Source organism: Streptomyces shinuiensis (genome assembly GCF_043660855.1).
Lineage (GTDB): Bacteria > Actinomycetota > Actinomycetes > Streptomycetales > Streptomycetaceae > Streptomyces.
The window spans coordinates 427471-450673 of sequence record NZ_JBIHML010000001.1 but is presented as its reverse complement, the minus strand read 5'-3'; the positions used below and the strand labels follow the sequence as shown (position 1 = coordinate 450673).

Annotated in this window: 16 protein-coding genes, 3 rRNA genes and 1 riboswitch; of the genes, 14 read left to right on the top strand and 5 right to left on the bottom strand. The window is 68.9% G+C overall.

Annotated features, from left to right (window positions below; all coding sequences use genetic code 11):
• Positions 1–38 precede the first annotated feature (38 nt).
• A complete protein-coding gene (gene ptsP / locus ACGRHY_RS01935) occupies positions 39–1709 on the bottom strand; it encodes a phosphoenolpyruvate--protein phosphotransferase (RefSeq protein ID WP_394633635.1) in 1671 nt (556 codons plus the stop codon).
• 110 nt (positions 1710–1819) lie between these two features.
• Positions 1820–2269 (bottom strand): PTS sugar transporter subunit IIA, encoded by a 450-nt coding sequence (locus ACGRHY_RS01930; protein WP_394633634.1) that lies wholly within the window; start codon positions 2267–2269, stop codon positions 1820–1822.
• Between the two features lie 560 nt (positions 2270–2829).
• Here ACGRHY_RS01930 and ACGRHY_RS01925 point away from each other — a divergent pair.
• The 13 genes from ACGRHY_RS01925 to ACGRHY_RS01865 all read left to right on the top strand — a co-directional run bounded on the left by ACGRHY_RS01925 (position 2830) and on the right by ACGRHY_RS01865 (position 18196).
• Positions 2830–4357, top strand: a 16S ribosomal RNA gene (locus ACGRHY_RS01925).
• Between the two features lie 328 nt (positions 4358–4685).
• A 23S ribosomal RNA gene (locus ACGRHY_RS01920) occupies positions 4686–7804 on the top strand.
• A 74-nt stretch (positions 7805–7878) separates the two neighbouring features.
• Positions 7879–7995, top strand: a 5S ribosomal RNA gene (rrf, locus tag ACGRHY_RS01915).
• Together the 16S, 23S and 5S rRNA genes form the textbook arrangement of a ribosomal RNA operon.
• A gap of 142 nt (positions 7996–8137) precedes the next feature.
• Entirely contained in the window at positions 8138–8746 is a 609-nt protein-coding gene (gene clsA, locus ACGRHY_RS01910) for a cardiolipin synthase ClsA (protein ID WP_394637891.1), read from the top strand.
• 115 nt (positions 8747–8861) lie between these two features.
• Positions 8862–11357 (top strand): sugar phosphate nucleotidyltransferase, encoded by a 2496-nt coding sequence (locus ACGRHY_RS01905; protein WP_394633633.1) that lies wholly within the window; start codon positions 8862–8864, stop codon positions 11355–11357.
• Positions 11358–11477: 120 nt separating this feature from the next.
• Positions 11478–12386: a DUF881 domain-containing protein gene (locus ACGRHY_RS01900; protein WP_394633632.1), complete on the top strand. Its 909-nt coding sequence runs from the start codon at positions 11478–11480 to the stop codon at positions 12384–12386.
• Positions 12383–12715: a small basic family protein gene (locus ACGRHY_RS01895; protein ID WP_093658545.1), complete on the top strand. Its 333-nt coding sequence runs from the start codon at positions 12383–12385 to the stop codon at positions 12713–12715. The genes ACGRHY_RS01900 and ACGRHY_RS01895 overlap by 4 nt, the downstream gene beginning before the upstream one ends.
• Positions 12716–12722: 7 nt before the next feature.
• Positions 12723–13559: a DUF881 domain-containing protein gene (locus ACGRHY_RS01890; protein WP_394633631.1), complete on the top strand. Its 837-nt coding sequence runs from the start codon at positions 12723–12725 to the stop codon at positions 13557–13559.
• A gap of 123 nt (positions 13560–13682) precedes the next feature.
• Complete coding sequence (locus tag ACGRHY_RS01885; RefSeq protein WP_394637890.1) at positions 13683–14492, top strand: double zinc ribbon and FHA domain-containing protein; 810 nt, start codon at positions 13683–13685, stop codon at positions 14490–14492.
• A 21-nt stretch (positions 14493–14513) separates the two neighbouring features.
• Entirely contained in the window at positions 14514–15314 is an 801-nt protein-coding gene (gene ftsR / locus ACGRHY_RS01880; RefSeq protein WP_394633630.1) for a transcriptional regulator FtsR, read from the top strand.
• A gap of 75 nt (positions 15315–15389) precedes the next feature.
• Positions 15390–15863, top strand: coding sequence for a bifunctional nuclease family protein (locus ACGRHY_RS01875; protein WP_093658537.1), 474 nt, complete (start codon positions 15390–15392; stop codon positions 15861–15863).
• A gap of 184 nt (positions 15864–16047) precedes the next feature.
• Positions 16048–16647 carry a MerR family transcriptional regulator gene (locus tag ACGRHY_RS01870; RefSeq protein WP_394633629.1) on the top strand — a complete coding sequence of 200 codons (600 nt, stop codon included), beginning with the start codon at positions 16048–16050 and terminating at the stop codon, positions 16645–16647.
• 97 nt (positions 16648–16744) lie between these two features.
• Positions 16745–18196, top strand: a complete 1452-nt coding sequence (locus ACGRHY_RS01865) for a DNA polymerase IV (protein WP_394633628.1) — start codon at positions 16745–16747, stop codon at positions 18194–18196.
• Here the strand turns inward: ACGRHY_RS01865 and ACGRHY_RS01860 are convergent.
• Positions 18112–18489 (bottom strand): PRC-barrel domain-containing protein, encoded by a 378-nt coding sequence (locus ACGRHY_RS01860; protein WP_394633627.1) that lies wholly within the window; start codon positions 18487–18489, stop codon positions 18112–18114. The two genes, ACGRHY_RS01865 and ACGRHY_RS01860, sit on opposite strands and share 85 nt — an antisense overlap.
• Positions 18490–18648: 159 nt before the next feature.
• A riboswitch (glycine riboswitch) is annotated at positions 18649–18746 on the top strand.
• 183 nt (positions 18747–18929) lie between these two features.
• Here ACGRHY_RS01860 and gcvP point away from each other — a divergent pair.
• Positions 18930–21836, top strand: a complete 2907-nt coding sequence (gcvP, locus tag ACGRHY_RS01855) for an aminomethyl-transferring glycine dehydrogenase (RefSeq protein WP_394633626.1) — start codon at positions 18930–18932, stop codon at positions 21834–21836.
• An 87-nt stretch (positions 21837–21923) separates the two neighbouring features.
• Here gcvP and ACGRHY_RS01850 read toward each other — a convergent pair whose 3' ends face one another.
• Positions 21924–22130, bottom strand: coding sequence for a DUF5999 family protein (locus ACGRHY_RS01850; protein WP_394637889.1), 207 nt, complete (start codon positions 22128–22130; stop codon positions 21924–21926).
• A gap of 322 nt (positions 22131–22452) precedes the next feature.
• Complete coding sequence (locus ACGRHY_RS01845) at positions 22453–23043, bottom strand: hypothetical protein (protein WP_394633625.1); 591 nt, start codon at positions 23041–23043, stop codon at positions 22453–22455.
• Positions 23044–23203: the final 160 nt, after the last annotated feature.

Sequence of the window (23203 nt, the reverse complement as noted above, 5' to 3'; positions counted from 1 at the left end):
GCGGAACGGCCGGGACCCCACAGGCCGACGGGCAGCACTCACTCCCCGGAGAGCACCGACTGCGCGGCCGCCCGCGCCTGCTCACCGCCGTCCGAGGCACGCGCGGCGGACGCCGCGCGCTCGCACTGGGCCATGGTCCGCCTGGACAGCTCCGCACGTACGTAGGGAATGGCCTTCGCCCCCATGGACAGGCTTGTGACACCCAGCCCGACCAGCACACACGCGAGCAGCGGATCGGAGGCGGCCTCACCGCAGACACCGCAGCTCTTGCCCTCGGCGCCGGCCGCCTCCGCGGACAGGGCCACCAGGTCCAGCAGCGCCGGCTGCCACGGATCCTGGTAACGGGCCAGCGCGCCCACCTGCCGGTCCGCCGCGAAGGTGTACTGCGCCAGGTCGTTGGTGCCCAGCGACAGGAACTCCACCTCCTGGAGCACCGACCGGGCCCTCAGCGCGGCCGAGGGGACCTCCACCATCACGCCGAACTTCGCCCGCAAACCCGCTTCCCGGCAGGCGTCGGCGAACGCCCTGGCATCGGCCCGGTCGGCGACCATCGGCGCCATGACCTCCAGGTACACAGGCAGCCCCTCGGCGGCCCTGGCGAGCGCCCGCAACTGGGTGCGCAGCACCTCGGGATGACCGAGCAGCGTACGCAGCCCGCGTACGCCCAGCGCGGGGTTGGGCTCCTCGGCAGGGGTGAGGAACTCCAGCGGCTTGTCCGCGCCCGCGTCCAGCACCCGCACCACGACACGCCCCTCCGGGAATGCCTCCAGCACCTGCCGGTACGCCTCTACCTGCTTCTTCTCCGACGGCGCCTTCCCACCGGAGTCCAGGAACAGGAACTCGGTACGGAACAGGCCGACACCCTCGGCGCCCGCCTCCACCGCGGCCGCCACGTCCGCCGGACCGCCGATGTTCGCCAGCAGCGGCACCTTGTGCCCGTCGGAGGTCGCACCCGGGCCGGTGGCGGAGGCGAGCGCGGCCCTGCGCTCCTCGGCGGCCCTGAGCATCTCCTCCCGCTGCTCCGGGTCCGGATCCACGGTGACCACACCCGTACTGCCGTCCACCGCGACGACCGTCCCCTCGGCCAGTTCGACGGCGCCCCGCAGGGCCACCACCGCGGGCACCCCCAGCGCCCGGGCCAGAATGGCGCTGTGGCTGGTGGGGCCGCCCTCCTCGGTCACGAAACAGAGGACGAGCGACGGATCCAGCAGCGCGGTGTCCGCAGGCGCCAGATCACGCGCGACCAGCACATAGGGCCTGTCGCTGTCCGGTACTCCCGGCATCGGGACCCCGAGCAGCCGGGCGACGATCCGGTTCCGCACGTCGTCCAGGTCCGCGACCCGCCCGGCGAGATAGTCGCCGGCTCCCGCGAGCAGCGCCCGATAGGCGGCGAGGGCGTCGTACACCGCACGCTCGGCGGTGCTGCCCACGGCGATGCGTCGTTCGACATCGGCGATCAGCTCCGGATCCCGGGCCATCATGGCCTGTGCCTCCAGCACGGCCTGGGCCTCACCGCCCGCAAGGTTGCCCCGTGCGGTCAGGTCGGCGGCCACGGCCTCCACCGCCTGACGCGCTCTCCTGCGTTCGTGAGGCACCTCGTCCCGAGTGGTCTGCCGGGTCGGCGGCTCCAGTTCGGCGGTGCCCATGTGCCGCACTTCGCCGATCACCACCCCGTGGCTGACCCCGATCCCTCGAAGCGTTGTCTCCATCTCACCCTCACCCGTCTCCGGATCTCCGGCCGGTTCCGTCTCGTAGGCGGGACGCGTCCGCCTCCTGCCCGCCGCCCGCGAACACCCCGGGGCCGGCGAGGGGCGGTTGATCACCGCCAGGTGAACAGCGTGCCGCCGGAGGGCACGTCGATGCCCTCCGCCACGTCGGCGAGTGCGTCGGGGGTGGCCTCCAGCGCGACGACCGGACACACCGGGGACTTCCCCGCGGCCTCCACCTCGACCGGGTTCCAGCGGACGATCGGGTCACCGCGCCGCACGGTGTCGCCCTTGGCCGCCAGAAGCTCGAAGCCCTGGCCGTTCAGCTGCACGGTGTCGATACCCAGATGCGTCAGCACCCCGTGCCCCTCACCGTCCACGACGACGAAGGCGTGCGCGTGCAACGAGACGACGATGCCGTCGACCGGGGCCGCGGCGACGGACGGTCCACGGACCGGGTCGACGGCGGTACCGGGCCCCACCATCACCCCGGAGAAAACCGGATCCGGCACGGCCGCGAGGCCGATGGCACGTCCGGCCAGCGGGGACGTCACGGTGGTCATGGAAGCCTCCCAGGCGCGGAGACCGAGCGGTCACCGCCGTCGTGTGTCCCGAGTTGTCCTGAATCGGCGAGCTGACCAGAAGCGTATGACATGGGAACCGTCGGTTCCGGTGAGCGCGCCCGTGGCGGCCTGTCCGGGCCCGCCGAACCGATTTGCCTCTGCACCAACCCGCCTGTACTCTCATACCTCCGTCCGGCACCCGTGGTGCCAGTGACGTCCGACCTCAATCTCCCTCTGAGAATCCGGTTCGGTTCTGCACGCTCGCAGAGAAGACCGGATTTCGGAATTCGGAGAAGAGACTGATAGTGTCGGGGACACCGAAGGGAAGCGCCCGGAGGGGCCCCGGAAGGGGTGCCGAAGGAAGCGTCCGTTCCTTGAGAACTCAACAGCGTGCCAAAAGTCAACGCCAGATATGTTGATGCCCCGTTCCCGGGACCGCAGGGTCGTCCGGGGGCGAGGTTCCTTTGAAACACACAGCGAGGACGCTGCGCACCCGCCGGAATCATTCCTTCCGGTGGTGCCGCTCTGCGCGGATGTGTGACCGGGAGTACCCGGAAGCATTCACGGAGAGTTTGATCCTGGCTCAGGACGAACGCTGGCGGCGTGCTTAACACATGCAAGTCGAACGATGAACCTCCTCCGGGAGGGGAAGAGTGGCGAACGGGTGAGTAACACGTGGGCAATCTGCCCTGCACTCTGGGACAACTCCGGGAAACCGGAGCTAATACCGGATACGACTCTCCAGGGCATCCTGGGGGGTGGAAAGCTCCGGCGGTGCAGGATGAGCCCGCGGCCTATCAGCTGGTTGGTGGGGTGATGGCCTACCAAGGCGACGACGGGTAGCCGGCCTGAGAGGGCGACCGGCCACACTGGGACTGAGACACGGCCCAGACTCCTACGGGAGGCAGCAGTGGGGAATATTGCACAATGGGCGCAAGCCTGATGCAGCGACGCCGCGTGAGGGATGACGGCCTTCGGGTTGTAAACCTCTTTCAGCAGGGAAGAAGCGGAAGTGACGGTACCTGCAGAAGAAGCACCGGCTAACTACGTGCCAGCAGCCGCGGTAATACGTAGGGTGCGAGCGTTGTCCGGAATTATTGGGCGTAAAGAGCTCGTAGGCGGCCTGTCGCGTCGGATGTGAAAGCCCGGGGCTTAACCCCGGGTCGGCATTCGATACGGGCAGGCTAGAGTTCGGTAGGGGAGATCGGAATTCCTGGTGTAGCGGTGAAATGCGCAGATATCAGGAGGAACACCGGTGGCGAAGGCGGATCTCTGGGCCGATACTGACGCTGAGGAGCGAAAGCGTGGGGAGCGAACAGGATTAGATACCCTGGTAGTCCACGCCGTAAACGTTGGGCACTAGGTGTGGGCGGCATTCCACGTCGTCCGTGCCGCAGCTAACGCATTAAGTGCCCCGCCTGGGGAGTACGGCCGCAAGGCTAAAACTCAAAGGAATTGACGGGGGCCCGCACAAGCGGCGGAGCATGTGGCTTAATTCGACGCAACGCGAAGAACCTTACCAAGGCTTGACATACACCGGAAACGGCCAGAGATGGTCGCCCCCTTGTGGTCGGTGTACAGGTGGTGCATGGCTGTCGTCAGCTCGTGTCGTGAGATGTTGGGTTAAGTCCCGCAACGAGCGCAACCCTTGTTCTGTGTTGCCAGCGTGCCCTTCGGGGTGACGGGGACTCACAGGAGACTGCCGGGGTCAACTCGGAGGAAGGTGGGGACGACGTCAAGTCATCATGCCCCTTATGTCTTGGGCTGCACACGTGCTACAATGGCCGGTACAATGAGCTGCGATGCCGTGAGGTGGAGCGAATCTCAAAAAGCCGGTCTCAGTTCGGATTGGGGTCTGCAACTCGACCCCATGAAGTCGGAGTCGCTAGTAATCGCAGATCAGCATTGCTGCGGTGAATACGTTCCCGGGCCTTGTACACACCGCCCGTCACGTCACGAAAGTCGGTAACACCCGAAGCCGGTGGCCCAACCCCTTGTGGGAGGGAATCGTCGAAGGTGGGACTGGCGATTGGGACGAAGTCGTAACAAGGTAGCCGTACCGGAAGGTGCGGCTGGATCACCTCCTTTCTAAGGAGCACTTCTTGCCGGTGTCCCCGCTTGGGGGGCCGGCCAGGGGCCAGAACACCGGCGCACGTCCGGTGCTGGTTGCTCATGGGTGGAACGTTGACTAGTCGGCGCGATCGGCCGGGTACGGCCGCTAGTACTGCCCCTCGGGGTGGGGAACGCGGGTTGTGCCGGGCGGGTCGGGTCGGGCGCGCTGTTGGGTGTCTGAGGGCACGGCCGCATCGCGGTCGAGGTCTTCGGTGCCGGCCCCGGTGTACTCGCCCGAGCACGGGCGGGGTGGCGGGTGGCTGGTCGTTGTTTGAGAACTGCACAGTGGACGCGAGCATCTATAGGCCAAGTTTTTAAGGGCGCACGGTGGATGCCTTGGCACCAGGAACCGATGAAGGACGTGGGAGGCCGCGATAGGCCCCGGGGAGCTGTCAACCGAGCTGTGATCCGGGGGTGTCCGAATGGGGAAACCCGGCAGTCGTCATGGGCTGTCACCCGCTGCTGAACACATAGGCAGTGTGGAGGGAACGCGGGGAAGTGAAACATCTCAGTACCCGCAGGAAGAGAAAACAACCGTGATTCCGGGAGTAGTGGCGAGCGAAACCGGATGAGGCCAAACCGTACACGTGTGAGACCCGGCAGGGGTTGCGTGGGCGGGGTTGTGGGAGTTCTCTGCAGTCGTCTGCCGGCGGCTGGGCGAGTCAGAAACCGTAGGGATAGGCGAAGGGCATGCGAAAGGCCCGGCGTAGAGGGTAAGACCCCCGTAGCCGAAATCTCTGCGGCTCGTTTGAGGACCACCCAAGTAGCACGGGGCCCGAGAAATCCCGTGTGAATCTGGCGGGACCACCCGTTAAGCCTAAATATTCCCTGGTGACCGATAGCGGAGAGTACCGTGAGGGAATGGTGAAAAGTACCGCGGGAGCGGAGTGAAATAGTACCTGAAACCGTGTGCCTACAAGCCGTGGGAGCGTCGCACGCCGGTTTGCCGGCGTGTCGTGACTGCGTGCCTTTTGAAGAATGAGCCTGCGAGTTTGCGGTGCGTTGCGAGGTTAACCCGTGTGGGGAAGCCGTAGCGAAAGCGAGTCCGAACAGGGCGACCGTAGTAGCGTGCCCAAGACCCGAAGCGGAGTGATCTAGCCATGGGCAGGGTGAAGCGGCTGTAAGAGGTCGTGGAGGCCCGAACCCACCAGGGTTGAAAACCTGGGGGATGACCTGTGGTTAGGGGTGAAAGGCCAATCAAACTCCGTGATAGCTGGTTCTCCCCGAAATGCATTTAGGTGCAGCGTCGCGTGTTGCTTGCCGGAGGTAGAGCACTGGATAGGCGATGGGCCCTACCGGGTTACTGACCTTAGCCAAACTCCGAATGCCGGCAAGTCAGAGCGCGGCAGTGAGACTGTGGGGGATAAGCTCCATGGTCGAGAGGGAAACAGCCCAGAGCATCGACTAAGGCCCCCAAGCGTGTGCTAAGTGGGAAAGGATGTGGAGTCGCAGAGACAACCAGGAGGTTGGCTTAGAAGCAGCCATCCTTGAAAGAGTGCGTAATAGCTCACTGGTCAAGTGATTCTGCGCCGACAATGTAGCGGGGCTCAAGCACACCGCCGACGTCGTGTCATCGGCACATCAACCTCCAACGGGGGTGTCGATGGGTAGGGGAGCGTCGTGTGCCGGGTGAAGCCGCGCCGGAAGGCAGTGGTGGACGGTTCACGAGTGAGAATGCAGGCATGAGTAGCGATACAGGAGTGGGAAACTCCTGCGCCGATTGACCAAGGGTTCCTGGGTCAAGCTGATCTGCCCAGGGTAAGTCGGGGCCTAAGGCGAGGCCGACAGGCGTAGTCGATGGATAACCGGTTGATATTCCGGTACCCGCTGTGGAGCGCAAGGGCCGAGCCCGGTGATGCTAAGTCCGTGAAGCCGCCCGTGCCCTTCGGGGTGCGGTGCCGGTGGAGCCGACGGCCCGATCCGGTAGTAGGTGAGTGATGGGGTGACGCAGGAAGGTAGTCCAGCCCGGGCGGTGGTTGTCCCGGGGTAAGGGTGTAGGGCGCCAGGCAGGTAAATCCGTCTGGCACGAGGCCTGAGACCTGATGCCGAGCCGATGGTGGCGAAGTGGATGATCCTATGCTGTCGAGAAAAGCCTCTAGCGAGTTGCACGGCGGCCCGTACCCCAAACCGACTCAGGTGGTCTGGTAGAGAATACCGAGGCGTTCGGGTGAACTATGGTTAAGGAACTCGGCAAAATGCCCCCGTAACTTCGGGAGAAGGGGGCCACATCCGGTGATCGCCCGTGCGGTGTGAGCCGGGGGTGGCCGCAGAGACCAGCGAGAAGCGACTGTTTACTAAAAACACAGGTCCGTGCGAAGCCGTAAGGCGAGGTATACGGACTGACGCCTGCCCGGTGCTGGAACGTTAAGGGGACCGGTCAGTCATCCTTCGGGGTGGCGAAGCTGAGAACTTAAGCGCCAGTAAACGGCGGTGGTAACTATAACCATCCTAAGGTAGCGAAATTCCTTGTCGGGTAAGTTCCGACCTGCACGAATGGCGTAACGACTTCTCGACTGTCTCAACCATAGGCCCGGTGAAATTGCACTACGAGTAAAGATGCTCGTTTCGCGCAGCAGGACGGAAAGACCCCGGGACCTTTACTACAGCTTGATATTGGTGTTCGGTTCGGCTTGTGTAGGATAGGTGGGAGCCGGTGAAGCATGCACGCCAGTGTGTGTGGAGGCGTTGTTGAAATACCACTCTGGTCGTGCTGGATGTCTAACCCGGGTCCGTGATCCGGATCGGGGACAGTGTCTGGTGGGTAGTTTAACTGGGGCGGTTGCCTCCCAAAGGGTAACGGAGGCGCCCAAAGGTTCCCTCAGCCTGGTTGGTCATCAGGTGGTGAGTGTAAGTGCACAAGGGAGCTTGACTGTGAGACTGACGGGTCGAGCAGGGACGAAAGTCGGGACTAGTGATCCGGCGGTGGCTGGTGGAAGCGCCGTCGCTCAACGGATAAAAGGTACCCCGGGGATAACAGGCTGATCTTCCCCAAGAGTCCATATCGACGGGATGGTTTGGCACCTCGATGTCGGCTCGTCGCATCCTGGGGCTGGAGTCGGTCCCAAGGGTTGGGCTGTTCGCCCATTAAAGCGGTACGCGAGCTGGGTTTAGAACGTCGTGAGACAGTTCGGTCCCTATCCGCTGCGCGCGCAGGAGTCTTGAGAAGGGCTGTCCCTAGTACGAGAGGACCGGGACGGACGAACCTCTGGTGTGCCAGTTGTTCTGCCAAGGGCATGGCTGGTTGGCTACGTTCGGGAGGGATAACCGCTGAAAGCATCTAAGCGGGAAGCCTGCTTCGAGATGAGGGCTCCCACCCCCTGGAGGGGGTAAGGCTCCCGGGAGACGACCGGGTTGATAGGCCGGAGATGGAAGCTCCGCAAGGGGTGGAGTTGACCGGTACTAATAGGCCGAGGGCTTGTCCGTAGATGTTCGCGTCCACTGTGTGGGTTCTGAGACCACGACCCGTCTGGCCGGCGGTTGCGTGTGTGTCATGGTGTTTCGGTGGTCAGAGCGAGAGGGAAACGCCCGGTTACATTCCGAACCCGGAAGCTAAGCCTTTCAGCGCCGATGGTACTGCACGGGGGACCGTGTGGGAGAGTAGGACGCCGCCGAACAAGTGTTGTGAGAATGCCCTGCCGGGTTCCCGGCAGGGCATTCTCGCGTTGTGGCTCGTCTTCGGGCCCCCTTTCGTCCCTGGTCTCGCGCTGCGGGTAAGGTCGGGAGGCATCGTTGGCACGGACTCACAGGAGGTCTTGGGTGGAGGCCCAGGAGACACGCGTCCAGACGGACCGTGTCCTCACCATCCCCAACATCCTCAGCATGGCGCGGCTCGTAGGGGTGCCGCTCTTCCTGTGGCTGATCCTCTGGCCGGAGCTCGGGGGTCCCAACGCCGACGGCTGGGCGCTGCTCGTGCTCGCGCTCAGCGGCGTCAGCGACTACCTGGACGGCAAACTCGCCCGGCGCTGGAACCAGATCAGCGGCCTCGGCCGCATTCTCGATCCGGCTGCCGACCGGCTGTACGTGCTCTCCACTCTGGTCGGGCTGACGTGGCGCGGTATCCTGCCGCTCTGGCTCACCGGGCTGCTCCTGGCACGCGAGCTCATGCTGCTGGTCGCCGTCTGGGTCCTCGACCGCCACGGGTATGCACCACCACAGGTCAACTTCCTGGGGAAAGCCGCCACCTTCAACCTGATGTACGCCTTCCCGCTGCTGCTGCTCAGTGACGGAAGCGGATGGCTTCCGTCACTGGCTGCTATTTTCGGATGGGCGTTCGCGGGCTGGGGTACAACCCTGTACTGGTGGGCAGGGATCCTCTATGTGGTTCAAGTCCGCCGACTTGTCAAGGCGGACGCCGCAGTCGACTAGGCCCTGACTCTCGTCGGGGGCTGCGAGATCCGAGTGGCCCTTTAAAGATTCACGGGTCTCTTCGGCCGGGCACAGTCGGCATGTATGTCGTCTCTTCAAGGAGGACGCTTCCGACATGAAGGCCGTCGTAATGGCCGGTGGCGAGGGCACCCGCCTTCGTCCGATGACCGCGAGTATGCCCAAGCCGCTGCTGCCAGTGGCCAACAGACCCATCATGGAGCATGTGCTGCGGCTGCTCAAGCGGCACGGTCTCACCGAGACCGTGGTGACCGTACAGTTTCTGGCCTCCCTGGTCAAGAACTATTTCGGTGACGGTGAGGAGCTCGGAATGGAGCTCACCTACGCCAATGAGGAAAAGCCTCTGGGCACCGCAGGCAGCGTCAAGAACGCAGAGGAAGCCCTCAAGGACGACTCCTTCCTCGTCATTTCCGGTGACGCTCTCACCGACTTCGATCTGACCGAACTCATCAATTTCCACCGGGAACGCGGCGCGATGGTGACCGTGTGTCTCACGAGGGTGCCCAACCCGCTCGAGTTCGGCATCACCATCGTCGACGACGACGGGAAGGTCGAGCGGTTCCTGGAGAAGCCCACCTGGGGCCAGGTCTTCTCCGACACAGTGAACACCGGCATCTACGTCATGGAGCCGGAGGTCTTCGACTACGTCGACCCCGATGTCCCCGTGGACTGGTCCGGCGACGTCTTTCCGCAGCTCATGAAGGAGGGCAAGCCGGTCTACGGCTATGTCGCCGAGGGCTACTGGGAGGATGTCGGCACCCACGAGAGCTATGTGAAGGCACAGGCCGACGTTCTCGAGGGGAAGGTCGACGTCGAGATCGACGGGTTCGAGATCTCCCCTGGAGTCTGGATCGCGGAAGGCGCGGAGGTCCACCCCGACGCGGTGCTGCGCGGACCGCTGTACGTGGGCGACTACGCCAAGGTGGAAGCCGGCGCCGAACTACGGGAGCACACGGTCATCGGCTCCAACGTGGTGGTCAAGAGCGGCGCGTTCCTGCACAGGGCCGTCGTCCACGACAACGTCTACATCGGTCCGCAGTCCAACCTCCGCGGTTGCGTCATCGGCAAGAACACCGACGTGATGCGAGCCGCCCGGATCGAGGACGGCGCGGTCATCGGTGACGAGTGCCTGGTGGGCGAGGAGTCCATCGTCCAGGGCAACGTCCGGGTCTATCCCTTCAAGACGGTCGAGGCCGGCGCCTTCGTCAACACGTCGGTCATCTGGGAGTCGCGAGGCCAGGCCCATCTGTTCGGCGCCCGCGGCGTCTCCGGCATCCTCAACGTGGAGATCACGCCGGAGTTGGCCGTACGGCTGGCCGGAGCATACGCCACGACGCTGAAGAAGGGGTCGACGGTCACCACGGCCCGCGACCACTCACGAGGCGCGCGCGCCCTGAAGCGCGCGGTGATCTCCGCCCTCCAGGCGAGCGCCATCGACGTGCGGGACCTGGAGAACGTGCCGCTGCCGGTGGCGCGGCAGCAGACCGCGAGAGGCAGCGCCGGCGGCATCATGATCCGTACGACGCCGGGCGTCCCCGATTCCGTCGACATCATGTTCTTCGACGAGCGGGGCGCCGACCTGTCACAGGCGGGGCAGCGCAAACTGGACCGCGTCTACGCCCGCCAGGAGTACCGCAGGGCGTTCCCCGGAGAGATCGGAGACCTGAGCTTCCCGGCCAGCGTGTTCGACTCCTACACGGGGACGCTGCTGCGGGCGGTGGACACCACCGGTGTCGCCGAGTCCGGTCTCAAGGTCGTCGTGGACGCCTCCAACGGAAGCGCCGGCCTCGTCCTGCCCAGTCTGCTCGGCCGGCTCGGCGTCGACTCGCTGACGATCAATCCGGGTCTGGACGAGTCGCGGCCGACCGAGACCGTGGACACCCGTCGTGCCGGGCTGGTGCGGCTGGGGGAGATCGTGGCGTCGGCCCGGGCGGCCTTCGGTGTCCGGTTCGATCCCGTGGGCGAGAAGATCTCCCTGGTGGACGAGCGCGGCACGATCATCGAGGACCAGCGGGCGCTGCTGGTGATGCTCGACCTGATCGCCGCGGAGCGGCGCAGCGGGAAGGTCGCCCTGCCGGTGACCACGACCCGCATCGCCGAGCAGGTGGCCGCCTACCACGGCACCCAGGTGGAGTGGACCACGACCTCGCCGGACGATCTCACCAGGGTCGGACGGGACGAGGCCACCGTCTTCGGCGGCGACGGCCGGGGCGGGTTCATCGTGCCGGAGTTCAGCAGCGTCTTCGACGGCACGGCGGCCTTCGCGCGCCTGCTCGGACTCGTGGCCCGCACCCAGCTCACCCTGAGCCAGATCGACGCCCGTATCCCGCAGGCCCATGTGCTGCGCCGCGACCTGGCCACCCCCTGGGCGGTCAAGGGCCTGGTCATGCGCCGGGTCGTGGAGGCCGCGGGGGAACGTTTCGTCGACACGACCGACGGCGTGCGCGTGGTGGAGTCCGACGGGCGCTGGGTCATGGTGCTGCCGGACCCGGCCGAGGCGGTCACCCATCTGTGGGCCGAGGGGCCTGACGACGCTTCCGCGCAGGCGCTGCTCGACGAGTGGTCGGCGGTGGTCGACAGCGCCGGACGCTGACGGCTCGACGGTTCCCGGAGGCAACCCGGGGCCCGGCACACCGCGGTACCGTACCGCCGAACGGACGCGCTCCGGCGCTGTGGAGGCCCCGTTCGGCGGTACGGCCCTCGACGTGCGACGATGTGCGGCATGTCGCAGCAGCACCCCGTACGGAGTACTCCCCCGAGGCCTGCGCGACCCGACGCCTCCATGTCGCTGCTCACCAATGTGATGGAGCACAGCCTCGACGACGGCTACGCGGAAGCGGCGGCCCGAAGGGGCGCCGAGGGCCGGTCCGGGCCGCCCCGCACGCTGCGAGGGAAGCTCGTCCTGGCCGCCGGTCTCGTCCTGGCCGCGCTGGTGGTCACGCTGGGGGCCGCCCAGGCGCGGTTCGAGGCGCCCACGGAGGCGCGGGAGCGGCAGGAGCTGATCGACCGGATCGAGGACGGCAGCCGGGACGCCGACGGCCTGCAGAGCAGTGTGGACGGCCTCCGCGAGGAGGTCGCGGCGATGCAGCGCGAGGCGCTCCAGGAACACGGCGGCGACCGCGGCGAAGTGGTCGCGCTGCTGGCCGGGGCGGTGCCGGTCGAGGGGCCCGGGATCAGGCTCATCGTCGACGACGCCGAGGACTCCGGACCGGGCGGGGGCGGGGGACCGCGCCAGAGCACCGGCTTCGCCGACACCGGGCGGGTACGGGACAGGGACCTGCAGCGGGTCGTCAACGGGCTGTGGGAGTCGGGGGCGGAGGCGATCTCGGTCAACGGGCAGCGGCTGACGGCCCTGTCCGCCATCCGCGCGGCCGGCGACGCCATACTCGTCGACAACAAACCGCTGGTGCCGCCGTACACCCTGCTCGCGGTGGGCGACGGCGAGGACCTGAGCGAAGCCTTCCAGGACAGCAGCGACGGCCTGTACCTGGACGTGCTCCAGGACAACTACGGCATCCGCACCGGCATCTCCGTCCAGGACAGGGTGCGGCTGCCGGCTGCGCCCAGCCTCACCGTTCGTACGGCAGAGCCCGTGAAGACAGGAAAGGGCAGCACATCGTGATCGCCGTTCTGGGCCTCATCGTGGGAGTCGTGGCCGGACTCCTGGTCCGTCCCGTGGTGCCGACGGTCGTCGAGCCCTATCTGCCGATCGCCGTCGTGGCGGCGCTGGACGCGGTCTTCGGCGGACTGCGCGCGATGCTGGACGGCATCTTCGACGACAAGGTCTTCGTGGTGTCCTTCCTGTCGAACGTGGTGGTGGCGGCCCTGATCGTCTTCCTCGGCGACAAACTCGGCGTCGGTGCGCAGCTGTCGACGGGCGTCGTGGTGGTGCTGGGCATCCGTATCTTCTCCAATGCCGCCGCCATCCGGCGGCATGTGTTCCGGGCGTGAGTGAGCGATGAGCGACGACAGGACGACACCGCCGGGCAAGGTCCCGGAGGAGAAGTGGAACGAGGCTGCCGCGGGGCCCGGGGAATCGGCGAGGGCCGCCGCCCCGGCCGGCGAGAGGCCCTCTCCGAGCGGGCGTGAACGGCTGCTCCGCGGGCTGTGGCCACCGCGGGTGAACCGCAACCAACTCACCGTGGCGCTGCTGCTGTTCGTCCTCGGACTGGGGCTCGCCATCCAGGTCCGCTCCACCAGCGAGAACAGCCCGCTGCGCGGCGCGCGGCAGGAGGACCTGGTGCGGATCCTCGACGAGCTCGACAGCCGCACCCAGCGGCTGGAGGAGGAGAAGAGGACGCTGGAGAACCAGAAGTCCGAACTGGAGAACAGTTCGGACCAGGCGGAGGAGGCACGACGGCAGACCGAGGAGAGGGCACGGCAGCTGGGTGTGCTGGCAGGTACGGTCGCGGCCGAGGGGCCGGGTGTCCGGATGACGGTGGACGACGCCGCGGGCACGGTCGAGGCCCACATGCTGCTGGACGCCATCCAGGAACTGCGCGCCGCGGGCGCCGAGGCCATCGAGGTCAACGGCGTACGGGTGGTGACGAGCACCCACTTCACCGGCAGTGGCGGCGGCATCAGGATCGACGGCCGCAAGGTGGCCTCGCCCTACCGTTTCGAGGTCATCGGCGAGCCGCAGGACCTCGAGCCCGCGCTCAACATCCCGGGCGGTGTCGTCCAGTCCCTGGAGAAGGAGCAGGCCACCGTGTCCATAACCCGTTCAGAGAAGATCGTCGTGGATGCCTTGCGATCGGCGAAGCGGCCTGACTACGCTCGGTCGTCATCGCAGTGAGCCGACGCGTGAAGAAACCGGGGGTCGGCGCGCTTGCCGGCCTGCGGGTAAGGGAAACTGTCCGAAGGCCAGGGACGTTGTGAGGGCGTCCGGTTCGGCCACCGTGAGCATCGAGGGTCTGTCCTGCCCCACGGGCGGGTCTGTTTCGTGCGAGGGGAATCGCCCGTGAGTTTTCTTGGGAAGTTGTTCGGTAAGCGTCAGGGAGCCGGGGACGGAGCCCGGCACCGTGCGCCGCGCGGCGGCGAGCCCGCGGCGGAGGGGACGGAACGTCCGCTCTTCCGTGACGAGGTCGCGCCCGGCGACAATTCGGGTGGTCACGGCCCTGTCCCTGTTGACCGGGGAACGTCCGGCCGCATAGGTTCCGAGGCACCATCAGCCTCGAGTACGGGTGGAGGATCTGACTTGCCGGTCTGTGCGAGGTGCGGGAACCGCGCCGCCGAGGCGAGCCGGTTCTGCTCCAACTGCGGAGCACCGCTGCGAGGCGGTGCCGCACCCGAACGTTCCTCGGAGACGACCTCCACCATCTCGATCTCGGGCATCGAGGCCTACGACGCGGAGATGACGGGACAGACGGCCCTGCCGTCGCTGTCCCCCGAGGCCCAGGCGGCCGTGGACGCGCTGCCTATGGGCTCGGCGCTGCTGGTGGTGCGCCGGGGGCCGAACTCCGGCAGCCGCTTCCTGCTGGACAGCGAGCTGACGACGGCGGGGCGACACCCCGAGAGCGACATCTTCCTGGACGACGTGACCGTCTCCCGCCGCCACGTGGAGTTCCGGCGCGGCCCGGACGGCCGGTTCACCGTCGCCGACGTCGGCAGCCTCAACGGCACGTATGTCAACCGCGAGCGGATCGACTCGGTCCTGCTCAACAACGGTGACGAGGTCCAGATCGGCAAGTACCGGCTGGTCTTCTTCGCCAGCCAGCGCACCGTCTGACCCACCGCCCCGGGGGCGTCCATGCTGCAACCACGGTCCGGCGGTGCCCGCAGGGGCACCGCCGCCGGGAAGTCCGCTCCGATGAGCATCGGCGCCGTGCTCAACCTGCTGCGGGACGAGTTCCCCGAGGTGACCATCTCCAAGATCCGCTTCCTGGAGTCCGAGGGGTTGGTGGAGCCGCAGCGGACTCCCTCGGGGTACCGCAAGTTCACCGCGGCGGATGTGGAGCGGCTGAGCCGGGTGCTGCGGATGCAGCGGGACCACTACCTGCCGCTGCGGGTCATCAAGGAGCACCTCGAAGCGCTCGACCGCGGCGAGGAGGCGGCCCTGCCCGGTCCGGCGAGGCCGTCCGACGTCATCGATCCTTTCGACTCGCCGGAGGGGGACCCGGTCTCGGCCGCCGCCCCGCAGGACCACGGCCCGGACGGCTCCGCCGGCCCGGAGGGCCCCCGCACGGCGCGTGTGGGGCGCGCGGAGCTCCTGGCCGCCGCGGAGGCGGAGGAGGAGCAGCTCGCCGAGTGGGAGTCGTACGGCCTGATCGGCCCGGGAGGGGACGGCGGGTACGAGGCCGAGGCCGTCGCCATCGCCCGGATCGTCGCGGACCTGGGCCGGTACGGTCTGGAGCCGCGGCATCTGCGGGTGGTGAAGGCCTCCGCGGAGCGGGAGGCCGGGCTGGTCGAGCAGGTGGTGGCACCACTGAGGCGGCACCGCAATCCCCAGACCAGGGCGCACGCGGAGACCACCGCGCGGGAGCTGGCGACGCTGGCCGTACGGCTGCACGCCGCCCTGGTGCGGTCGGCGCTGAAGGCGCGGCCGCGCTGACGCCGTGCCGACGACGGGCGGGGTCATGGGGCGCCCGACTACCCAAAGGGGGCACGCACGTCCTAGGGTTGCTGTGTGAACGAGCTCGACGTTGTGGGTGTCCGGGTCGAAATGCCCTCCAACCAGCCGATCGTTCTCCTGCGAGAGGTGGGAGGCGACCGGTACCTTCCCATCTGGATCGGTCCGGGGGAGGCGACCGCGATCGCCTTCGCCCAGCAGGGTATGACGCCCGCCCGCCCGCTGACCCATGACCTGTTCAAGGACGTCCTGGAGGCGGTCGGCCAGGAGCTCACCGCTGTGCGGATCACCGACCTCAGAGAGGGCGTCTTCTATGCCGAGCTGGTCTTCGCCAGTGGTGTGGAGGTGAGCGCCCGCCCGTCCGACGCCATAGCGCTGGCCCTGCGCACCGGTACGCCGATCTACGGCAGCGACGGTGTGCTGGACGACGCCGGGATCGCGATCCCGGACGAGCAGGAGGACGAGGTGGAGAAGTTCCGCGAGTTCCTCGACCAGATCTCCCCGGAGGACTTCGGCACCAGCAACCAGTGAGCGCCGTCGGCGCCAGGCCATTCCGGCACCTATTCCCGCGACGGGGACACGCGAAACCACTCCTTGGGTGATTATCACTCGGCGTGCCGAGTGTGGCGATCGTTGACGCACCCCGAGTGACTGCCTACCGTCGATTGGGCAGGTCCCGGGCATATCCGCGGGACGTGAAGGACGGAGGGTCGGCGTGAGAAGCACCGGCGACAGCAGGGCGGCGGGCGATCCGTATCCGTTGCGCGGATCCTCCATACGGCCTACCGCCCGGTCCGCCCCCGCCGCGCAGGGCCCCGCACCCGAACTGGTCGGCTACCGTGGCCCGACGGCGTGCGCGGCCGCGGGCATCACCTACCGGCAGCTCGACTACTGGGCCCGTACAGGCCTGGTCGAGCCCAGCGTCCGCCCGGCGTACGGCTCGGGCACCCAGCGGCTCTACAGCCTCCGCGACGTGGTCGTACTGAAGATCGTCAAGCGCCTTCTGGACGCCGGGGTGTCACTGCAGAACATCCGTACCGCCGTGAGGCACCTGCGCTCGCGCGGGGCCGGGGACCTGGAGCGGATGACGCTCATGAGCGACGGCGCGACGGTCTACGAGTGCTCATCGCCCGACGAGGTCGTCGACCTCCTCCAGGGCGGTCAGGGGATCTTCGGAATCGCGGTCGGCGTGGTGTGGCGGGACGTCGAGGCCGCCCTGTCCCGACTGCACGCCGAGCGGGTCGACACCGGGGAGACGATCGTCGGGGACAATCCGGCCGACGAGCTGGCGCGCCGCCGCAACCGGGCGGGATGACCCGGCGCGACGGCCGGACCACCGGTACGGCCCGGTGGGGCGGAGCCGGCGGATGCCGCGGTCGCCCCTGTCAGTGGCGTAGGGCAGCATCACAGGTGTGAGAGGGACACCGACGGTCCTGCACCTGGACATGGACGCCTTCTACGCCGCCGTGGAGCAGGCGGCCAAGCCCAGTCTGCGCGGAAAGCCCGTGATCGTCGGTGGCCTCGGGCCGCGCGGGGTGGTCGCCACCGCCTCCTACGAGGCCCGGGCCTTCGGGGTGCACTCGGCGATGCCGATGGCCCAGGCCCGCCGGCTGTGCCCGAACGCCGCCTACCTCACTCCCCGTTTCGGGCTCTATCGCCAGGTCAGCGAGGTGGTGATGGGACTGCTGCGCGAGCTGTCGCCGCTGGTGGAGCCGCTCAGCCTGGACGAGGCGTTCGTCGACCTCCAGGCGGGCGGGGCGGCGGGAGAGACGGGGCGGTGGTCTGCCGACGCCGCCCGTGCCGTGGGCGAACGGCTGCGCCGGGACATCCGTGCCGCAACCGGGCTCAGCGGCTCGGTGGGGCTGGCGGGTTCCAAGATGCTTGCCAAGATCGCCTCGGAGCAGGCCAAGCCCGACGGGCTGGTGGTGATCCCGCCGGGCACCGAGCGGGCGCTGCTGGCGCCGATGCCGGTGCGCACGCTGCCCGGCGTCGGGCCCGCCACCGCCCAGACCCTGCGCCGGGCGGGGATAGCCACCGTCGGTGAGATCGCCGAGGCGGGGGAGGCGGAGCTGGTGCGGCTGCTGGGCCGGGCGCACGGCGCTGCGCTGTACGCGATGACGCGGGGGACCGACGAACGGCCGGTGGTCGCCGAGCGCGACGCCAAGTCGGTCTCGGTCGAGGACACCTTCGACACCGACCTCACCGACCGCGCCCGGATCCGGGCCGAGATCGCACGGCTCGCCGACCGCTGCGCCGCGCGACTGCGGGCGGCGGGGCGCTCCGGGCGCACGGTGGTGGTCAAGATCCGCAGCTACGACTTCTCCACGCTCACCCGCTCCGAGACGCTGCGCGGACCGACCGACGACCCGGCGGTGGTGAGGGAGGCCGCCGCCCGGCTCGTCGAGGGCGTGGACACCACCGCCGGGGTGCGGCTGCTGGGGGTCGGGGTGAGCGGGCTGGCCGACTTCACCCAGGAGGACCTGTTCGCCCAGGCCGGCGCCCGGACCGCCGGGCCCTCCGACGTGGGCCGGCCGCCGGCCGCCGCTCCGCCCGAGGCGGGCGGAGCGGCGGCCGGGAGGGAAACGGAGGCGGTACGGCACTGGCTGCCCGGTCTGGACATACGGCACGCGCGGTACGGGCCGGGGTGGGTGCAGGGCAGTGGTCTGGGGCGGGTCACGGTGCGGTTCGAGCGGCCCGGATCGCCGCCGGGCCGGGTGCGGACCTTCGCGGTGGACGATCCGGAGCTGGAGCCCTCCGAGCCGCTCCCGCCGTGGGGCGGTCAGGCCTCGGAGCCCGCGATCCGCCCGAACGTCATGTCCTCGTCGGAGGCGGGCGCGGCGTCGCCGGGTACACCCAGCCCGTAGTGGTGGTAGAGCTGCAGTTCCTGTTCGGGGGAGAGGTGGCGGCCCACGCCGAAGTCCGGCGCCTCCTTCACCAGGGAGCGCTCGAAGGGCACCTTCAGCGTCCCGTCCACCACCTCGCTGGGCTCCAGTGGGACGAAGGCGTCGCGGCTGAAGAACCCGGTGCGCACAGCCGCCCACTCGGGGACGCCGGTGGCGTCGTCGAGGTACACCTCGTCCACGGTCCCTATCTTCTGTCCGGTGCTGTCGAACGCCTTGAGGCCTATCAGATTCCGCGGGTCGATGTCGGTCTGCACGGCGGTCCCTCCAACTCCTCGCACGAAGAGGCGCCTGCTCGCAAACAGTCGCCACAAACAACGAAACGGCACATTCGGCCCACCGGCCACTCGGGCAGGACGTCGAGAGCCGAGGCCGGGCTGCTGCCATCGGGCGCTGGTAGGCTCTGAAGTGGCTGTCGACCCCGAGCGGGAGAGTCCTCCGGTGACAGTGCCGGGGGCGCCGAAGGAGCAAATCCTCCCCGGAATCTCTCAGGCTCACGTACCGCGCGGGTGAGGTCACTCTGGAAAGCAGGGCGGGCCACGACGGACGACGCCGCAGCCCCTCCTCACCGACGGTGAAAACCGGGCCGCGAACGCGGGCCGGTGAAGCTCTCAGGTCGCGATGACAGAGGGGGAGGCCGTCGGGGCACCCGCGCCGCGGTGCCCCTCGCAGGTCGCGCAGACCAGGAGGCCTCCAGATGACAGCAGACCGCACTCCTCCCGCCGTCTCCCTCGCGGAGCTGGAGCGGGGCACTCCCTTCGAGGAGCGCCACATCGGCCCCGACGCCGGTGAGCAGGCCAAGATGCTCGCCCAGGTCGGCTACGGATCGCTGGACGAGCTGGCCGCCGCCGCCGTACCAGAGGTGATCAGGAGCACCGAGGCGCTGGACCTGCCCGCGGCCCGCGGCGAGGCGGAAGCCCTGGCGGAGCTGCGTTCCCTGGCGGGGCGCAACCAGGTGCTGGACTCCATGATCGGCCTGGGCTACCACGGCACCTTCACGCCGCCGGTCATCCTGCGCAACGTCATGGAGAACCCCGCCTGGTACACGGCCTACACCCCCTACCAGCCGGAGATATCGCAGGGGCGTCTGGAGGCGCTGCTGAACTTCCAGACCGTGGTCGCGGACCTGACCGGGCTGCCGACCTCCGGGGCCTCGCTGCTGGACGAGGGCACCGCGGCGGCCGAGGCCATGGCGCTGTCCCGGCGCGTCGGCAAGGTCAAGCAGGGCGTCTTCCTGGTCGACGCCGACTGCCTGCCGCAGACGATCGCCGTGATCGAGACGCGCGCCGAGCCCACCGGGGTGGAGGTCGTCGTCGCCGACCTGTCCGGCGGCATCCCCGCCGAGGCCGCCGAACGCGGTGTCTTCGGCGTGCTGCTGCAGTACCCGGGCGCCTCCGGCGCCGTGCGCGATCTGCGCGGCGTGATCGAGGAGGCGCACGGGCTGGGCGCTGTCGTCACCGTCGCCGCCGACCTGCTCGCCCTCACCCTGCTGACCTCCCCCGGCGAGCTGGGCGCCGACATCGCGGTGGGCTCCAGTCAGCGCTTCGGTGTGCCGATGGGCTTCGGCGGGCCGCACGCCGGGTTCATGGCGGTGCGGGAGAAGTTCGCGCGCAACCTGCCCGGCCGTCTTGTGGGCGTCTCGGTGGACGCCGACGGGGCCAGGGCCTACCGCCTGGCCCTGCAGACCCGGGAGCAGCACATCCGCCGGGAGAAGGCCACCAGCAACATCTGCACCGCCCAGGTGCTGCTCGCTGTGATGGCGGGGATGTACGCCGTCCACCACGGCCCCGACGGGCTGGCCGCCATCGCCCGCCGCACCCACCGCTACGCCGCCGTCCTCGCCCAGGGGCTGCGCGAGGGCGGGGTCGGGATCGTCCACGACACGTTCTTCGACACCGTCACCGCGCGGGTGCCCGGCCGGGCCGCCGAGGTCGTCGCCGCCGCCCGCGAGGCCGGGGTCAACCTGCGGCTGACCGATGCCGACCACGTCGGCGTCGCCTGCGACGAGACCACCGGACGCGCGCAGCTCGCCGCCGTGTGGAGCGCCTTCGGCGTGGATTCCGGGGCCGGGGACGCCGAGGCGCTGGACGAGGCCGTCGGCGAGGTGCTGCCCGCCTCCCTGCTGCGCACCGACGAGTACCTGACCCACCCGGTCTTCCACCGGCACCGCTCCGAGACGTCGATGCTGCGCTACCTGCGCCGGCTGGCCGACCGGGACTACGCGCTGGACCGCGGCATGATCCCGCTGGGCTCGTGCACCATGAAGCTCAACGCCACCACCGAGATGGAGCCGGTCACCTGGCCGGAGTTCGGCGCGCTGCACCCCTTCGCGCCCGCCGAGCAGGCCGAGGGCTATCTGACGCTGATCCGCGAGCTGGAGGAGCGGCTGGCCGAGGTCACCGGTTACGACAAGGTCTCCGTTCAGCCCAACGCCGGCTCCCAGGGCGAGCTGGCGGGCCTGCTGGCGGTACGGGCGTACCACCGGGCGAACGGCGAGGCCGGCCGCACCGTCTGCCTGATTCCGTCCTCCGCGCACGGCACCAACGCCGCGAGCGCCGTGATGGCCGGGATGAGGGTCGTCGTCGTCGGGACCGGTGAGAACGGCGACGTGGACGTCGAGGACCTGCGGGCCAAGATCGACAAGCACCGCGAGGAGCTGGCGGTGCTGATGGTCACCTACCCCTCCACCCACGGCGTGTTCGAGGAGCACATCACCGACGTCTGCGCGGCCGTGCACGAGGCGGGCGGACAGGTCTACGTGGACGGGGCCAACCTCAACGCGCTGGTGGGCCTGGCCAAGCCGGGCAAGTTCGGCGCGGACGTCTCCCACCTGAACCTGCACAAGACCTTCTGCATCCCGCACGGCGGCGGCGGCCCGGGCGTCGGCCCGGTGGCCGTCCGCTCCCACCTCGCGCCGTACCTGCCCAACCACCCGCTCCAGCCCGCCGCCGGTCCCGAGACGGGCGTGGGGCCGATCTCGGCGGCGCCCTGGGGTTCGGCGGGCATCCTGCCCATCTCGTGGGCGTACGTGCGGCTGATGGGCGCGGAGGGGCTGCGCCGCGCCACCCAGGTGGCCGTGCTCGGGGCCAACTACATCGCCAAGCGGCTGGAGCCGCACTACCCGGTGCTCTACACCGGTCCGGGCGGTCTGGTGGCGCACGAGTGCATCATCGACGTCCGTCCGCTGACCAAGGCCACCGGCGTCAGTATCGACGACGTGGCCAAGCGGCTGATCGACTACGGCTTCCACGCCCCGACGATGTCCTTCCCCGTGGCGGGGACGCTGATGATCGAGCCCACCGAGAGCGAGGACCTGGCGGAGCTGGACCGCTTCTGCGACGCGATGATCGCGATCCGTGCCGAGATCGAGAAGGTCGCCTCGGGGGAGTGGAGCGCGCAGGACAACCCGCTGCGCAACGCCCCGCACACCGCCGCGCAGCTCGCCGGCGGGTGGGAGCACTCCTACGGGCGCGAGGAGGCGGCGTTCCCGGCCGGCGTCGTGGCCGCGGACAAGTACTGGCCGCCGGTACGGCGCATCGACGGCGCCTACGGCGACCGCAACCTGGTCTGCTCGTGCCCTCCGATGGACGACTACGACGGCTGAGCCGCGGCCGGCCGGAGCCGGCAGGGGACGGGCCCCCGCCGTGCGGGCGGGGGCCCGTCCCCTGTGGTGGGGCGGCGCCGCCCGCCGTCAGGCGGCGGTCGTCACGTGCCCGGCGCCGAGCGGCCGGTGCGGCGCGACGACCTGCCCGTCGGGCAGCAGTTCACCGGTGTCCTCGAAGAGCAGGACGCCGTTGCACAGCAGGCTCCAGCCCTGCTCCGGATGGTGCGCCACGAGGTGGGCGGCCTCCCGGTCGGCGGAGTCGGCTGACGGGCAGGACGGCTGGTGCTGACACATGGTGGAGTTCTTTCGCTGCGATGTGGTGGTGCTGCGGTTGGATGCGTGGTTCATGACCGCCCCCGTGTCTCTCGGTCGGTCCCCCCAGTGTTGTCCCGCGGCCGGAATTCCGCAGGGATTTCGCCGCGACTCCCCCCACGTTCTGATGACGCGCCCTTCCGGAGTGCTGTTGCCCGGACCAGAACCATCCGTTCGGGTGATATCGCAGTCGTGGATGACTAGTCATTCGGGAGGGCGGAAGCGACAGTGGTGCCCCGCGGCCGGTCGGCCGCGGGGCACCACTGTCGCTTCCGGGCCCGTCGCCGGGCCGTGCCGCCGGGGGTCAGACGGGCGTGCCCAGCAGGGGCGGGGGCGCCAGCCGCCGGGTCAGCAGCGGCAGCAGGCCGTCGACACGGTGCGGCCGGTGCGCCGCGATCCCGGGCGGGGCCGGAGCGAGCGGCACCAGCAGATCCGCCGGGGCGGGCGAGCCGTCGGCGGCGTCGGCCTCCGTGTCACCGTGCAGCCACAGCGTCAGCATGTAGAGCTCCGGCACCGACAGCAGGCGCGGCCGGTACGCCACCGGTAGCGTCTCGGCGCGGCGCAGGGCGCTCTCGGCCGAGGCGACGAACGGTCCCTCGCAGAAGTGGGAGAACGTCCAGCCGTCCGCGGTGAGCATCGCGTCGGCGGCGCCCACCACGCCGTGCGCGTCCCGCAGCAGGAAGCGCCAGCCCGCCAGCCTGGTGCGGGGCGGCCCTGCGGACGCGGTGATCCCGCTCAGCACGTGGAGCGGCAGGGAGAGGTCCGGATGCACCGGGCCCGTCCGGGCCCGGAGGCCGGGAGGGGCGGCGTCGCCTCGGAGGCCGGCGGGGGAACCGAGGGCCGCGTGCACACTGCGCAGAGCGGGTGCCGGGGCCGGTTGTACACGCAGGGGCATGGTGGGTCGCCTCTCGATCGGAGACACAGTGGTACTCAGTCGCTGGCGCGGACGGCGCTGTCGGCGTACGGAAGGGCCGTGAAGAAGGCCGGGGAGGGGAGGGAGACGGCGGATGCGCGCCCATCGTCGGGTCGCGTCTCAGCCGCTTTCGTGGAGTTTA